General features: G+C 41.6%; 11 protein-coding genes. 5 read left to right on the forward strand and 6 right to left on the reverse strand.

All coding sequences use genetic code 11. The annotated features are described in order from the left end of the window. The 4 genes from FGK98_RS00870 to FGK98_RS00885 form a co-directional block, all read right to left on the reverse strand. Positions 1-801 carry a DUF1189 domain-containing protein gene (locus tag FGK98_RS00870; protein WP_138099666.1) on the reverse strand — a complete coding sequence of 267 codons (801 nt, stop codon included), beginning with the start codon at positions 799-801 and terminating at the stop codon, positions 1-3. Positions 802-1,052: 251 nt separating this feature from the next. After that, positions 1,053-1,895 (reverse strand): sugar ABC transporter permease, encoded by an 843-nt coding sequence (locus FGK98_RS00875; RefSeq protein ID WP_138099667.1) that lies wholly within the window; start codon positions 1,893-1,895, stop codon positions 1,053-1,055. A 1-nt stretch (position 1,896) separates the two neighbouring features. Next, positions 1,897-3,189: a carbohydrate ABC transporter permease gene (locus FGK98_RS00880; protein WP_171011096.1), complete on the reverse strand. Its 1,293-nt coding sequence runs from the start codon at positions 3,187-3,189 to the stop codon at positions 1,897-1,899. 124 nt (positions 3,190-3,313) lie between these two features. Beyond that, positions 3,314-4,585: an extracellular solute-binding protein gene (locus FGK98_RS00885; protein ID WP_138099669.1), complete on the reverse strand. Its 1,272-nt coding sequence runs from the start codon at positions 4,583-4,585 to the stop codon at positions 3,314-3,316. 476 nt (positions 4,586-5,061) lie between these two features. On the opposite strand from FGK98_RS00885, the gene malQ reads away from it, so the two are divergent. Together malQ and glgP are read left to right on the forward strand one after the other, a co-directional pair. Then, a complete protein-coding gene (malQ, locus tag FGK98_RS00890) occupies positions 5,062-6,579 on the forward strand; it encodes a 4-alpha-glucanotransferase (protein WP_138099670.1) in 1,518 nt (505 codons plus the stop codon). Positions 6,580-6,601: 22 nt separating this feature from the next. Next, positions 6,602-8,860, forward strand: coding sequence for a glycogen/starch/alpha-glucan family phosphorylase (gene glgP / locus FGK98_RS00895; RefSeq protein ID WP_138099671.1), 2,259 nt, complete (start codon positions 6,602-6,604; stop codon positions 8,858-8,860). 69 nt (positions 8,861-8,929) lie between these two features. On the opposite strand, the gene FGK98_RS00900 is transcribed toward glgP, so the two are convergent. Next, positions 8,930-9,778 (reverse strand): putative RNA methyltransferase, encoded by an 849-nt coding sequence (locus FGK98_RS00900; RefSeq protein ID WP_138099672.1) that lies wholly within the window; start codon positions 9,776-9,778, stop codon positions 8,930-8,932. Between the two features lie 151 nt (positions 9,779-9,929). Between FGK98_RS00900 and FGK98_RS00905 the strand changes: the two genes are divergently transcribed. Next, a complete protein-coding gene (locus tag FGK98_RS00905) occupies positions 9,930-10,208 on the forward strand; it encodes a DUF6110 family protein (RefSeq protein ID WP_000910903.1) in 279 nt (92 codons plus the stop codon). Between the two features lies 1 nt (position 10,209). Beyond that, positions 10,210-12,270 (forward strand): heavy metal translocating P-type ATPase, encoded by a 2,061-nt coding sequence (locus tag FGK98_RS00910; RefSeq protein WP_138099673.1) that lies wholly within the window; start codon positions 10,210-10,212, stop codon positions 12,268-12,270. Positions 12,271-12,347: 77 nt separating this feature from the next. On the opposite strand, the gene tyrS is transcribed toward FGK98_RS00910, so the two are convergent. Next, positions 12,348-13,604, reverse strand: coding sequence for a tyrosine--tRNA ligase (tyrS, locus tag FGK98_RS00915; protein WP_138099674.1), 1,257 nt, complete (start codon positions 13,602-13,604; stop codon positions 12,348-12,350). 140 nt (positions 13,605-13,744) lie between these two features. Between tyrS and pbp1b the strand changes: the two genes are divergently transcribed. Next, a complete protein-coding gene (gene pbp1b, locus FGK98_RS00920; protein ID WP_241993318.1) occupies positions 13,745-16,192 on the forward strand; it encodes a penicillin-binding protein PBP1B in 2,448 nt (815 codons plus the stop codon). Positions 16,193-16,225: the final 33 nt, after the last annotated feature.

Below are 16,225 nucleotides of genomic sequence, written 5' to 3' on the forward strand. Positions count from 1 at the left end.
CTATTTATGATAATCTGGATCACGGAAATGTGTCTTGTAAAAAATAGTGACCAGATAAAGAACAAAAAGAATGTTTTGTACAGTGATAAGGGTTGTCATATTTTGGCCAAAAAGTCCCAAAATAAGTGTAATCAGAGTGGGAAATCCTAAACAGTTCAAGATAAAGTGGTAGCACTCTTTAAAGCTCCTAAATGAAAAGAGGCGTGATTTTTTGGTGATATAAAGGAGAAGACTAGCTCCAAGGGAGACAATGAAGAAATTCAATCCAAAGAGGAAGCTAGCACCAAGGACGAGAAAGAGACTGATATAGATACGGTTCTGTTGGTACCAGTCTTTAGAAATAGCCTGGGTTAAAGCTTCCTTACTCTGGAAACTCTCCGTTTGAATCGCGTGGTAGCGAATGCGGGTCAATTCCTTGTTTTCCTTGCTGATGACGAGTTCTTCAGTATCAAAATGAAGTTGCAAATCCTTTGGCAATTCCTTGCTTGGACTTGGACCAATCAGAAGAGAAGCTTGCCGATTTTTAGTTCCAGAATAGCTCAGTTTTCCATCTACTATCTGCGCATTCTTTGACAAGTCCATGATCGCTTCATCCGTCAGGGGAGTGTAGACATTATCAATAAAAGTATCCAGCGGATAGGTTTCCTGTGAGCTGTTTTGAATAGCAATTGGAACCATAGACAAGCTGATGAGGAAAATGCTAGTAAAGAGGAGTTGAAACCAGTTGAGTCCGAAACGTTTTGACAGGGGCTTACGAAATCCCCAGATACTAGTAAAATACGAGAATGGATATGGAAGCATAGGCATCTTTCTAAGAGTGTTTTCTATATGAGTAATATTATATAGAGAAATATACTTTATTTCAAGTCTAGTAGATAAATTGCTTGTTGAAAGAATATTATTTACAGTAACAATCGCTAATACTCAATGAAAATCAAAGAGCAAACTGGGAAGCTAGCCGTAGGCTGTACTTGAGTACGGCAAGGTGAAGCTGACGTGGTTTGAATTTGATTTTCGAAGAGTATAAAATGAAAAAGGGTGGCGGGGATAGATTATCCCTTGTCGCCACCACTTGTAAGTCCTGAAACAAAGTTCTTTTGTAGGAAGAAGAAGAGAATACAGATTGGAAGGGCGATGAGGATAGCACCTGCTGAGAAGTAGGCGATCTTCATGTTTTTCACATTGCTAACGAAGGTTTGGAGACCAACGGCAACAGTAAAGTATTCTTTCTCACGAAGCAAGAAACTAGAGAGGATGTAGTCCCCGAAAGGTCCCATGAAGGCCCAGAGAGCTTGTACAGCCACCATTGGGCGAACAAGAGGGAGAACGATTTGCCAGAAGCGACGGAAGTGTCCTGCACCATCTAGTTTCGCAGATTCGTCAAGAGACATTGGCACGGTATCAAAGTAACCTTTCATGAGCCAAGCATTCATCGGAATACCTCCACCGACGTAGAGGAAGATGAGGAACCAGCTGTGGTTAAGGGCGTTCAACATAAGCGCCATAACGAAGAAGGCTGTCAAAGCGGCCATAGTTGGCACCATTTGGATAATCAAGAAGAAGACCAAACTTTGCTTACGAGCCAAGAAGTTGTAACGACTGTAGGCATAACCTGCAAGTACAATGATACTTGTTTGAACAGCCATGGTAATCAAGGCGATAATCAAGGTATTGAGATACCAAGTACCGTACAAGGTTTCAGTGAAGAGCCCTTGGAAGTTGGCAAAGCTAAAGTCAATGTTACTATCTAATTTAAAGGCTGCGACGTTACCAGTCTTGAAGGCTGACATGATGGTAATCAAAAGTGGATAGATAATGACAATTGATAGGCCAATCAAGTAGAGGTAAGTAAGGGTTTGAGTCAGTCTACGTTTGAGTTTGATTGAGTTATTCATCTTAGACGTCCTCCATATCAAATGCGTGTAGTTTCTTGAATGCGATCATAGAGATAGAGATGACAATGATTGAGATAATCAAGGTAACAGCTGCCGCCATAGAGTATTGAGGAGATGTACCTGTTGTCAAACGATAAATCCATGAGATCAAGATATCAGTTGAACCGGCTCCACCACCAACGCTACCAGGACCTCCGCCGTTGAAGAGGTACATGATAGAGAAGTTGTTAAAGTTAAAGGTGTATTGGCTGATCAATGTTGGTGCCGCAACAGCCAAAATCATAGGGAAAGTGATGTTGCGGAATTTTTGCCAAGCATTGGCACCATCGATGTAAGCAGCTTCGTAGAGGTCGTTAGGAATAGACTGCAAGATACCCAAGGTCAAAACGTAGATGTACGGGAATCCAAGCCAACCTTGCATCATGATTAAGGCAATCTTCGTCCAAGTTGGGTCTGTTTTCCAAGGGATAAGAGCTCCGTCAAGGAAAGGAAGGACCTTAGCCAAGATAGGCAATACTTGAGTATTAATCGCTCCGACACTATCGTTAAACATGTTTGAGAATGTCAAGATAGTGATGAAGGCTGGAACAGCCCAAGGAAGAAGGAAAATAACACCAAAGATACGTTTTCCTTTGATAAATGGTTGGTTAGCAATGATAGCTGTGAAGATACCAATCACAATCTGCAAAGTAGAAGCAGACAAGGCCCAGATGATGGTCCATGAAAGAACGGAACCAAAGGCTGAACGGAAGGTACTTAAGCTCCAGATGTTTGTGAAGTTAGTCAAACCAACCCAGTCCAACAATTTGTTTGGTGGCAAGTGTTGGAAGTCATAGTTGGTAAAGGCAATCATCAAGGTTACGATAACTGGGAAGATAATTGCAAATGTCATTGCAATATAAGATGGAATGATCAAGAGGTAAGGGAAACCATTCTCATAAATACCTTTGATCATATCTTTAAAAGTACGTGGGACAGGAATTCCATTGTTAATACGTTTTGCGATTGTATGTGCATCTTTAATATTTGAGAAATAAAAGAGCACATAAACGACTACAAAGATTAAATGGAAGGCACCACGAATCAGCATGAAAAGTGAATTATCACGACCTGGCTTGTCACCAAGAGTGATGAGATTGCTTAATTCAGGGGATGCAAGTGCTAGGAAATAAAGGACAAATACAATGGTTACACCAAGGAAGATAAAACCTTTGGCTTTTTGTTTATTGTAAATCTGTCCTAACCCAGGAATGATAGACAGCAAGGCTGCTTTGCTAGGCTGTTGTTTTTCCATGATTACTCCTTTCATAGGATGTGAGATAAAACTCGAATTCAACCGCAAGATACGTGTATCTGATAAGAAGTGTATCTATACATTCAAAGGGGGATTTCACTTCCACCCCCCTTGAACAAATTTTTTATTCACCAAATTTTTGTTTGATTGTTTCTTTGATCAATGTTACAGCATCGTTAGCAGCTGTCTTAGCATCTTTCTTACCACTTACAGCGTCAAAGAGCATTGTTTTAGCTGGGTCCCAAACAGCTGACATTTGTGAGATGTTTGGCATTGGTTGAGCGTTCTTGAACTGTTTGATAACAGATGTAGTCAACTCATCGTTTTTACCTTCAGCGTATGAACGAGCTTCAGTGTTAGCTGGGATTTCGTTAGTTGCATCGTAGAATGCTTTTTGTTGTTCAGTTGAAACAAGGAAGTCTACAAATTTTTGTGCAGCTTCAAGGTTCTTAGTGCTTGATGGGATGATCCAAGCTTTACCACCACCGAATGCTGAGTAGTCTTTTCCGTTTGGAAGAGTTGGGATAGTTGAAACTCCGTAGTTTACTTTAGCATCTTTGAATGCTTGAGCTTTCCAAGGGCCGTCAATGATAGCAGCTGTTTTACCTTCTTGGAATTGAGTTTGGATCAAGTTTCCAGCACCTTCAGTATCTTGCATACCTTTAGGCCATTTTTCGTACCAAGATTTAGCGTAGTTGATACCTGCAATAGCACCGTCGTTTGCAAGACCAATATCTTTAGGATCTTTACCGTTTTGTCCAAATACGTAACCGCCGTTACCAGCAAGGAGTCCGTATGCGTAGTAGAAGTTTGTCCAGTCGGCTAGGAAGGCAGTAGTTTTGCCATCTTCACCAGCGAAAGCGTATTTGCTGTCTTTAGCAAGGTTTTCCAAATCAGCAAATGTTTTAGGAGCTTCTTTCAGCAAATCTTTGTTATAGTACAAAACGAGTGATTCGATAACAGCTGGAGCACCATAGACTTTACCATCAGCAGCTGTTACAAGAGATTTAGTTTTATCATCTGTTTTAGCGCCGTCGCTCAATTTCACTTCTGAAAGTTGTCCGTCAGTACCAAGGCTACCTACACGGTCGTATGGAGCCATCATAACGTCAGCAGCTTGACCTGATTGGTTGTCAAGAGAAAGTTTGTCAAGACCACCCATTTGGTCACCAGATTTGATGTTAACTTTTGTTCCTGATTCTTTTTCATAAGCTGCAGCAACTTTTTCAGCGTAGGCTTTGTATTGATCTTCAACGTAGAAAGTGATTTCTTTTGCTTCAGATGAGCTAGTATCAGCTGCTTTATCAGCAGTTTTGCTTCCGCAAGCTACCAAAAGTAAGCTAGCAAGAGTAGCAGTTCCGAGCACAGCAGCGCTCTTCATGAATTTAGATGACATAGTGTATTCCTCCTAAAGAATAACAAAAATAATTTAATGAGAAAACGCAAACGTTTTCTTTTATGGGACTAGTATAGCACAATCAGAAAACGGTTGCAAGCGTTTTTAGAAAAAATTTTAAAAAAATTTTAAGGTTTCAAATTTTTATCAATGCCTTTATATAGGAAAAAACTTCAACTTTTAGTTTTTCTCGCTTTGAAAATGTCTAAGGGAAACGATTGCATTGATTAGGCTGATTTCTGAGCAAAAATGAGGCTGTTTTTAATTTCAACTATCTTAAATAAGCAAAACTTTATAGGAAAAGTGTTCGTTTCATAAAATAACAGTGGAACCAAGATTCATTCAAAGAAAAAGAAATCAAAAAAAGTTTCTAAAACCGCTTGCATTTGTTTTTGAAATACGTTATACTTAAACTGACGCAAACGTTTGCGCTTTGATTTGCGCAGCGTTTTATTACAAACACATGAGGTGCTATTATGAAAAAACGTCAAAGTGGTGTGTTGATGCACATCTCTTCTCTTCCAGGAGCTTATGGGATTGGATCATTTGGCCAAAGCGCCTATGATTTCGTTGATTTCTTGGTTCGTACCAAGCAACGTTACTGGCAAATCCTTCCTCTAGGAACAACTAGTTATGGAGATTCTCCTTACCAATCATTCTCAGCTTTCGCTGGGAACACGCATTTTATCGACCTTGACATCTTGGTAGAGCAAGGCTTGTTGGAAGCTAGCGATCTTGAAGGTATTGACTTTGGTAGCAATCCAGCAGAAGTTGATTATGCTAAGATCTATTATGCACGTCGTCCTCTTTTGGAAAAGGCGGTCAAACGTTTCTTGGAAGTGGGAGATGTCAAAGCGTTTGAGAAATTTGCTCAAGATAACCAAGCATGGCTTGAACTCTTTGCTGAGTATATGGCGATTAAAGAGCATTTTGACAATCTAGCATGGACAGAATGGCCAGATGCAGATGCTCGTGCTCGTAAAGCTTCAGCACTTGAAAGCTACCGTGAGAAATTGGCAGACAAGTTGGTCTACCATCGTGTAACTCAATACTTCTTCTTCCAACAATGGTTGAAATTGAAAGCCTACGCTAACGACAACCACATCGAAATCGTTGGGGACATGCCGATTTACGTCGCTGAAGATTCAAGTGACATGTGGGCAAATCCACACCTCTTCAAGACAGATGCTAGTGGCAAGGCGACTTGCATCGCTGGATGTCCACCAGATGAGTTTTCTGCAACTGGTCAGCTTTGGGGGAACCCAATCTATGACTGGGAAGCAATGGACAAAGACGGTTACAAATGGTGGGTTGAACGCTTGCGTGAAAGCTTCAAAATCTACGATATTGTTCGTATTGACCACTTCCGTGGCTTTGAATCTTACTGGGAAATCCCTGCTGGTTCCGATACAGCGGCCCCTGGTAAATGGGTGAAAGGTCCAGGCTACAAACTTTTCGCAGCCGTTAAGGAAGAACTTGGTGAGCTGAACATCATCGCAGAAGACCTTGGTTTCATGACAGATGAGGTTATCGAGTTGCGTGAACGTACTGGTTTCCCAGGGATGAAGATTCTTCAATTTGCCTTCAATCCAGAAGACGAAAGTATCGATAGCCCACACTTGGCACCTGCTAACTCTGTTATGTACACAGGAACACATGATAACAATACGGTCCTTGGTTGGTACCGTAATGAGATTGACGATCCAACTCGTGAGTACATGGCCCGCTACACGAATCGTAAAGAGTATGAAACAGTGCCACACGCGATGCTTCGTACAGTCTTTTCATCAGTGAGCTTCATGGCTATTGCAACTATGCAAGATTTGCTAGAATTGGATGAGGCGGCTCGCATGAACTACCCATCTACTCTTGGCGGAAACTGGTCTTGGCGTATGACTGAAGATCAATTGACACCAGCTGTCGAGGAAAACTTACTTGACTTGACTACAATTTATCGCCGAATCAATGAAAATATGGTAGAATTAAAGAAATAAGACATTATCAGGAGACACAAAAATGTTACCATTAAACGAATTTGTACAAAAACGTTACAATAAAACCATCGCGGAATGTAGTAACGAAGAGCTTTACCTTGCTCTTCTCAACTACAGCAAGCTTGCTAGCAGTCAAAAACCAGTCAACACTGGCAAGAAGAAAGTTTACTACATCTCAGCTGAGTTCTTGATTGGTAAACTCTTGTCAAACAACTTGATCAACCTTGGTCTTTACGACGATGTGAAAAAAGAACTTGCTGATGCTGGTAAAGATTTGATCGAAGTTGAAGAAGTAGAATTGGAACCATCTCTAGGAAATGGTGGATTGGGACGTTTGGCAGCCTGCTTTATCGACTCAATCGCTACACTTGGTTTAAACGGTGATGGTGTTGGTTTGAACTACCACTACGGTCTTTTCCAACAAGTTCTTAAGAACAACCAACAAGAAACGATTCCTAACGCTTGGTTGACAGAGCAAAACTGGTTGGTACGCTCAAGCCGTAGCTACCAAGTGCCATTTGCACACTTTACATTGACATCTACTCTTTACGATATCGATGTGCCTGGTTACAAAACAGCGACTAAAAACCGTTTGCGTTTGTTTGACTTGGATTCAGTTGATTCTTCTATCATCGAAGATGGTATCAGCTTTGACAAGACAGACATCGCTCGCAACTTGACTCTCTTCTTGTATCCAGATGATAGTGACCGTCAAGGTGAATTGCTCCGTATCTTCCAACAATACTTCATGGTTTCAAACGGTGCACAATTGATCATCGATGAAGCAATCGAAAAAGGAAGCAACTTGCATGACCTTGCGGACTACGCAGTTGTACAAATCAACGATACGCACCCATCAATGGTGATCCCTGAATTGATCCGCCTTTTGACTGCACGCGGTATCGAGCTTGACGAAGCAATCTCAATCGTTCGTAGCATGACTGCCTACACTAACCACACAATCCTTGCTGAAGCCCTTGAAAAATGGCCTCTTGAATTCTTGGAAGAAGTGGTTCCTCACTTGGTACCAATCATTGAAGAATTGGACCGTCGTGTGAAGGCAGAATACAAAGACCCAGCTGTTCAAATCATCGACGAGAGCGGACGTGTTCACATGGCTCACATGGATATCCACTATGGATACAGCGTTAACGGGGTTGCAGCACTCCACACTGAAATCTTGAAGAACTCTGAGTTAAAAGCCTTCTACGACATTTACCCAGAAAAATTCAACAACAAAACAAACGGTATCACTTTCCGTCGTTGGCTCATGCATGCTAACCCACGCTTGTCTCACTACTTGGATGAGATTCTTGGTCACGGTTGGCACCATGAAGCAGATGAGCTTGAAAAACTCTTGTCTTATGAAGACAAAGCAGTTGTCAAAGAAAAATTGGAAAGCATCAAAGCTCACAACAAACGTAAATTGGCTCGTCACTTGAAAGATCACCAAGGTGTTGAAATCAATCCAAACTCTATCTTTGACATCCAAATCAAACGCCTTCACGAGTACAAACGTCAACAAATGAATGCTTTGTATGTGATCCACAAATACCTTGATATCAAGGCTGGGAACATCCCTGCTCGTCCTATCACAGTATTCTTTGGTGGTAAAGCAGCTCCTGCCTACACAATCGCTCAAGACATCATCCACTTGATCCTTTGCTTGTCTGAAGTGATTGCTAACGACCCAGCAGTAGCTCCACACTTGCAAGTAGTTATGGTTGAAAACTACAACGTTACTGCAGCAAGCTTCTTGATTCCAGCATGTGATATCTCTGAACAAATTTCACTTGCATCTAAAGAAGCTTCAGGTACTGGTAACATGAAATTCATGTTGAACGGAGCTTTGACTCTTGGTACTATGGATGGTGCTAATGTGGAAATCGCTGAGTTGGTTGGCGACGAAAACATCTACATCTTTGGTGAAGATTCAGAAACTGTTATCGACCTTTATGCAAAAGCAGCATACAAATCAAGCGAATTCTATGCTCGTGAAGCTATCAAACCATTGGTTGACTTCATCGTCAGCGACGCTGTTCTTGCAGTAGGTAAGAAAGAACGCTTGGAACGTCTTTACAACGAATTGATCAACAAAGACTGGTTCATGACTCTCCTTGACTTGGAAGACTACATCAAGGTGAAAGAGCAAATGCTTGCTGACTACGAAAACCGTGACGCATGGTTGGATAAAGTCATCGTCAACATTGCCAAAGCAGGATTCTTCTCATCTGACCGTACAATTGCTCAGTACAACGAAGACATCTGGCACTTGAACTAAGATTCATTACATTAGATTGTAAAACAAAACGCATCCTGAAAAGGTGCGTTTTTTCATATTTAAACTAATTTACAGTGCTTTTCCGACCAGAATCTCTGCTTCGATGGTAATCTCGGTCAGTTGGCTCCAGTTAATCTTGGTCTGGTTGACATGAAAGAGTAGCGGAGTCATACTGAGTAGGGCTTGGAGCTGCTCTGCTGTGATTGCCTTAGTCAGAGAGGCAGTTTTGCTAGATAGGATGGTAAAGTGTTCTTGGAAATGTTCCTTGATATCTTGGTTGGAATAGTCCTTCTTTGTCAGCTGGTCTTGTATCTTCTGACGAATTTCCTTGAGGTGATTTTCGGTTGGGATGACCTTGATTAAGATACCGTTTTGGGATAGAACGCGGCGAAATTCTCTATAATTGGCAGGCGAGAAGATATCGAGCAGGATATCCATACTAGCGTCTTTTATAGGAAGACGAGCTAGATCACCAACAAACCAATTGACTGCCCAGTTTGGTTCGCTCTTAGCAGCGATTTGGATGGAATCTTTAGAAATATCAAAGGCATAGAAGGTTTTGTCAGAGTGACTTTCTTGGAGTTTACGAGAGTAGAATCCCTCGCCACAGCCGATATCTAAAATTGTTTGGTTAGTTTTAGAATTTGTAAGCAGGTCTGAGATGGTTTCTAAAATAGTTTGATAAAAACCAGCTTCTAGGATTTGTTGACGGTTTTGAAAATTTTCCTTGTCGTAGTTGGTGGATTGTTTGATTTGCGGTGCCAGATTGACATAGCCGAATTTTGCCAAATCAAAAGAATGGCGGTTGCTACACTTGAGGCTAGACTCTACCAAGGTGAGATTTTCTTGACAGATAGGACAGGAAAAGGCAGTCGCAGACGCAAAACGCTGAAGTTTGGGTTTGAGATTTGTATTCATAGTTTAAGTGTATCAAAAGAGGCAAATGAAAGCAACCTTAGGAATAAGTAGATGGGAGATTCAGTAGAAATAAAATTAATTCTCCAATTTATAGAATGAAATTGCTTTTATATCTAAATTGCTATATAATAATGATAAGGAGGAAATAAGTATGTTAAAAGAAGTATTAAGCGTCGCAAAAGTTGCGAAAAAATCATCACTCTTTTTAGGTGGTGTTGCATTTGGAACCCTTGGTTTGAAAATCTTAGCAAGTAAGGAAGCTAAAAAAGGTTATTCTAAAGCCTTGGCTAAGGCTTACAAATTGAAGGACGAGCTAGATGCGTCTGTTTCTGTTGTGAAGCAACATGGAGACGATGTCTTGCAAGATGCCAAATATTTGTACGAGCAAGAGAAAAAAGAAGAACAATTAGATAGCCTGATAGGAGAATAATATGTCTTTTAAAGTGCTATATAGAGGATATCAACATATCCGACTATCATCTTCTTTTTCACTTACCTTGGATATTCAAGACTATCTTCGTTCCTTGGCGAGAGATGAAAAGGGAATTGAGTCTATCCAGTTTTACATGGATCAACAGCACTTTACTCTACGTATAAAAGAAGGCTTCTCCGTATTAGACAATGCAGAAGCCTTTTTAAAAAGAATTGATAAAGGGAAAGTTTCTGAGTTGATGACTCTTCCCATTCGTAGAGAAGAGAGTGCTTATTCTATTGTTTCAGGTGCAGCGGTTAAGCGTGTACTTTTTCGTAGTTTTGTGCCGTATCCTATTCGCTATATATGGACTTGTTATCAGGCTTTTGGCTATATTAGAGAAGCCTGTCAAACACTAGCGCGTAAGGAACTAACGATGGAAGTCTTGGACTGCTCGGCGATTTTATTGTCCTTGTTCATGAATCAATCCAAGACTGCTAGCAACATCATGTTTATGCTTGATTTGGGGAATCATTTAGATCAGTGGTCCTTGAAAAAAACTGCAACAGATTTAGAACAGAGTCTTCTTGCAAAAGAGAGCGATGTATTCCTAGTACAGGGCGATACGGTTGTTAGTATCAAGAGTTCCGATGTTCAAATAGGAGATGTTTTGGTCTTATCTCAAGGAAATGAAATTCTGTTTGATGGACAAGTAGTTTCAGGTTTAGGTATGGTCAACGAAAGTTCCTTGACGGGAGAGAGTTTTCCAGTTGAAAAAAGAGAGTCTGATTTGGTTTGTGCAAATACAGTATTAGAAACTGGAGAGTTACGCATTCGTGTAACCGATAATCAGATGAACAGCCGGATTTTACAACTGATTGAGTTGATGAAGAAATCTGAAGAAAACAAGAAAACGAAACAACGCTATTTCATCAAAATGGCGGACAAGGTCGTCAAATATAATTTCTTGGGGGCTGGGCTGACTTACCTATTGACAGGTTCTTTTTCTAAGGCTATTTCTTTCCTATTGGTCGATTTCTCCTGCGCTTTGAAAATCTCTACTCCTGTAGCTTATTTGACAGCTATCAAGGAGGGGTTGAACCGTGAAATGGTGATTAAGGATGGAGATGTTTTGGAGAAATATCTGGAAGTTGATACTTTCTTGTTTGATAAGACGGGAACAATCACAACTAGCTATCCGATAGTTGACAAGGTGTTACCTTTTGGGGACTATAGTGAGGAAGATATTCTCAGAATCAGTGCCTGTCTTGAGGAACACATTTATCATCCTATTGCTAATGCCATCGTCAAGCAAGCTGAGATAGAGGGGATTGAACATGAGGAAATGCATGGGAAACTCCAATATATCGCAAGCAAGGGGATCAAATCTCATATAGATGGCCAACCAGTTCTTATTGGGAATTATGTCTTGATGCAGGATGAGCAGATTCATATCAGTTCAGAACAAAATGCTTTAATTGAAGAGTACAAGAGTCACTACAATATCTTATTCTTGGCTTATCAGAATGAATTGATTGGAATGTTCTGCATTCATACTCCTTTGAGAAAAGAAGCAAAAACAGCCTTGGATAAACTTAAGGCACAGGGGAAAAAATTGATTCTGGCAACAGGGGATACCTCGGTTAGGACAGAGGAGTTAGTCAAAGATTTGCCCTTTGATCAGGTATATACAGACTTGAAACCTGATGGGAAATTTGAGTTAGTAGAGGAACTGCAGAAAGCAGGTCACACTATTTTGATGGTTGGAGATGGATTGAATGACTCAGCGGCTCTAACCCTATCAGATATCGGTGTGGTGATGAATGAGAGTGCAGATATTTCTAAGCAGATGAGTGATATCTTATTGTTAGATAATCGTTTGGATTTCTTCCAAGAGTTGGATTCGCTATCATCATCTTTGCAAACACTCATTAAGAAGAATATTCAAGATACCGTTGTCGTAAATAGTAGTTTGATTGGCTTTGGCTTGTTTAACTGGCTCAGTCCTTCAAATCTCTCTATCTTACATAATCTAACAACCTTACGCATTGTACTGCGTAGCCTGTCTATTAAGGGATAGGTGGGGACTATTCACAGCAAAAAGGAGTTACCTTTCTCGAGGTTAACTCCTTTGTTTATAGGTAAATATTGAACAATTTAGTAAGTCAATACAAAGTATTTTTTCTTCCCACGACGGATAACAGTCAGTTCGTTTTCGAGCTTGTCTGCGTCGCTTAAGACATAGTCAAGGTCTTGGATGCGGTCGCCGTTGACGTAGATGGCTCCATTTTGAACATCTTCACGGGCTTGGCGTTTTGAGTTGACTACACCAGAAGATACGAGGATTTCTACGATATTGTGGTTTTCGTCTACTTGTACTTGGTAGTTTGGCACTCCACGAAGTCCTTGTTTGAGTTCTTTGACAGAAAGGTTTTTGATGTTTCCTGCAAAGAGTTGCTCTGTGATATTGAGGGCTTCCTTGTAGGCTTCTTCGCCGTGAACAAGTGTCACGACTTCACGAGCCAAGACTTTCTGAGCCAAGCGTTCGTGTGGCGCCACTTCAAACTGTTTACGGATGTCTTCGATCTCATCCAGTGACAAGAAAGTAAAGATTTTCAAGAAGCGAACGGCGTCAGCATCCATGACGTTCATCCAGAATTGGTACATTTCGTATGGGGAAGTCTTTTCAGGATTGAGCCAGACTGCGTTTCCTTCTGATTTACCAAATTTCTTACCAGTTGCGTCTGTGATGAGTGGCACAGTGATCACGTGACCAGTCTTGTCAGCCTTCCGACGAAGCAATTCGGTACCTGCGGTCATATTTCCCCACTGGTCAGAACCACCGATTTGTAGCGTTACGTTGTGCTCTTGGTTAAGGACAAAGAAGTCGTACCCTTGCATGATTTGGTAAGCAAACTCTGTGTAAGAAATCCCTGTCTCGATCCGTTTTTTCACAGACTCCTTACTCATCATGTAGTTGACAGTGAAGTATTTTCCGACATCACGGAGGAAGTCAATGAAGCTGATGCTGCCAAACCAGTCGTAGTTGTTGACCATGACAGCTTTATTTTCACCATTTTCAAAGTCAAGAAAACGAGAAAGTTGTCCTTGGATAGACTTGACCCAGCCATCTACTGTGTCTTTTGTTTGGAGACTACGCTCAGCATCTTTGAAGGACGGATCTCCGATGAGACCAGTAGCACCGCCAACGAGCGCATAAGGTTTGTGACCTGCTAGTTGCAAACGACGACTTGTCAAGATTGCGACAAGGTGACCGAGGTGAAGGCTGTCAGCAGTTGGATCGTAGCCAGTATAATAAGAAACTTGACCTTCTTCTAGGGCTTTACGCAAAGCTTCTTCATCAGTCGTTTGAAAAATCAAACCACGCTCTTTTAGCTCATCAAAAATGTGCATATGTCTTTTCTCCTTTTTAAAATATTGTTTCTACCTATTGTATCACAAACTTAGGCAATAGCCTAGTGGAATAGGGAAGAAAGTGGCTATTTTATTGAAAGTTTACCTTTTATGGTATAATAGAGAAAGTGAGGACATTCATGAAAAAAAGAAACAATGAATCAAAAACGGTAACAAACCAAAACAAATCAAGAAAAAAAGCCGCAGATTCAAGTGTCTTAGGCAGATTTAGAGTACCCTCTATCCTTGCCAAGATTTTGAATGGCTTTAAAGTAACCTTTAATACCCTCTTTATCCTAGCCTTTATCGGAGGTCTTTTGGGTGCTGGAGTGGCCATGGGCTATGGGGTTGCTCTATTTGACAAGGCCAAGGTGCCTCAAACAGAGGAATTGGTCAAACAAGTGAAGGACATTCCCTCCATCTCAGAAATTACCTATGCTGATGGGAGTTCCATTGCTTCGATTGAGGGAGATCTATTGCGCACGTCAGTTGCTTCGGATGCTATCTCAGATAATCTCAAGAAGGCTATCATTGCGACAGAGGACGAGCATTTCAATGAGCACAAGGGAGTTGTGCCCAAGGCTGTTATTCGTGCGACTCTGGGGACCTTTGTCGGGCTAGGATCGTCCAGTGGTGGTTCGACCTTGACCCAGCAGATTATCAAGCAACAAGTGGTTGGAGATGCTCCGACTTTGGCTCGTAAGGCGACAGAAATTGTAGATGCTCTTGCCTTGGAGCGTGTCATGAGCAAGGACGAAATTCTGACAACCTATCTGAATATTGCTCCTTTCGGTCGCAATCATAAGGGACAAAACATTGCAGGTGCCCAGCAAGCTGCAGAAGGAATTTTTGGTGTTGATGCTTCGGACTTGACTGTACCTCAAGCGGCTTTTATAGCAGGCTTGCCGCAAAGCCCGATTAGTTATTCCCCTTATGAATCTGACGGCAGTATGAAGAGCGATGAGGATATAGCTTTGGGAATCAAGCGTGCCAAGGATGTCCTCTACAATATGTATCGGACAGGAGCTCTGAGTCAGGAAGATTACGACAAGTACAAGGATTATGACTTCAAGCAAGCCTTTCTACCATCAGGTAGTGTCAGTGGTACTTCGCGCGACTATCTCTACTATGCAACCCTCGCAGAAGCTACTGATCGCATGTACGACTACCTCATCCAGAGAGATAATGTTTCTGCTCAAGAGCAAAAAAATGAATCTATCCAGAAAGCTTACCGCGATCTAGCGACGAAGGAAATCGAGAATGGTGGCTATAAGATCACCACGACTATTAATAAAAATGTCCACAATGCTATGCAAAATGCAGTTGCTAACTACGGCAGTTTGTTAGATGATTCGACAGGCCAGCCTGAAGTAGGGAATGTCCTCATGGACAACCAAACAGGAGCCATTCTTGGATTTGTTGGTGGTCGTAATTATCAAGAAAATCAGAACAATCATGCTATCGATACCAAACGTTCTCCAGCTTCAACCACTAAGCCTATACTGGCCTATGGTATCGCGATTGACCAAGGTTTGATGGGAAGTGCAAGTATCTTGTCTAACTATCCGACAAACTTTTCAAACGGCAATCCTATCATGTATGTCAATAGTCCTGGTACAGGGATGATGACCTTGGGAGAAGCCCTCAACTATTCATGGAACATCCCAGCCTACTGGACTTATCGTACGCTTCGAGAGAAGGGTGTTGATGTCAAGGGTTATATGGAAAAAATGGGTTATGAAATCCCAGAATATGGGATTGAAAGTTTACCGATGGGTGGGGGGATTGATGTTACAGTCGCCCAGCATACCAATGGTTATCAGACCTTGGCTAATAATGGGGTCTACCACAAGAAACATATGATTTCCAAGATTGAATCGACGACGGGGCAAGTGATTTATGAGCACAAAAGTCAACCTGTCCAAGTTTATTCAAAAGCGACAGCGACCATCATGCAGAGTTTGCTTCGCGAGGTGATCTCATCTCGAGTTACGTCAAGCTTTCAGACTGATTTGGCCTCTATCAATCCAAGTCTGGCTCGTGCTGACTGGATTGGAAAGACTGGTACGACCAATGAAGATGAAAATATGTGGCTCATGCTTTCTACGCCACGCTTGACTCTAGGGGGCTGGTTAGGTCACGATGATAACCGACCGCTAGCCAAAGGAGCAGGCCACTACCGCAATGCCAACTATATGGCCCACTTGGTCAATGCTATCCAGCAAGCCGAACCTGGCATTTGGGGGAATGAGCGCTTTAGTCTAGACCCAAGCGTGACCAAGTCTCAAGTCCTCAAATCGACAGGAGAAAAACCTGGCAAGGTCACAATCAATGGCAAAGAAGTCACCGTTTCAGGTTCTACAGTAACGAGCTATTGGACTACTAAAGAAGGGGCGCCAGTAACTACTTACCGCTTTGCTATCGGAGGGAGCGATGCCGATTATCAAAATGCTTGGAAAAGCATTTTAGGAAGTTTACCCACTCTTCCTACCCCAACTCTCCCAAGTTCAAGTAGTAGTTCAGGGGCAAATTCGAACAACAACACTCAAAGTGATTCGTCGGGTCGTTTCCGTCTATTTAATCGATAATAAAAAAAGTAGCAAGAGGCAATTTTTCTTCTC

It is taken from the genome of Streptococcus australis (assembly GCF_901543175.1).
Lineage (GTDB): Bacteria > Bacillota > Bacilli > Lactobacillales > Streptococcaceae > Streptococcus > Streptococcus australis_A.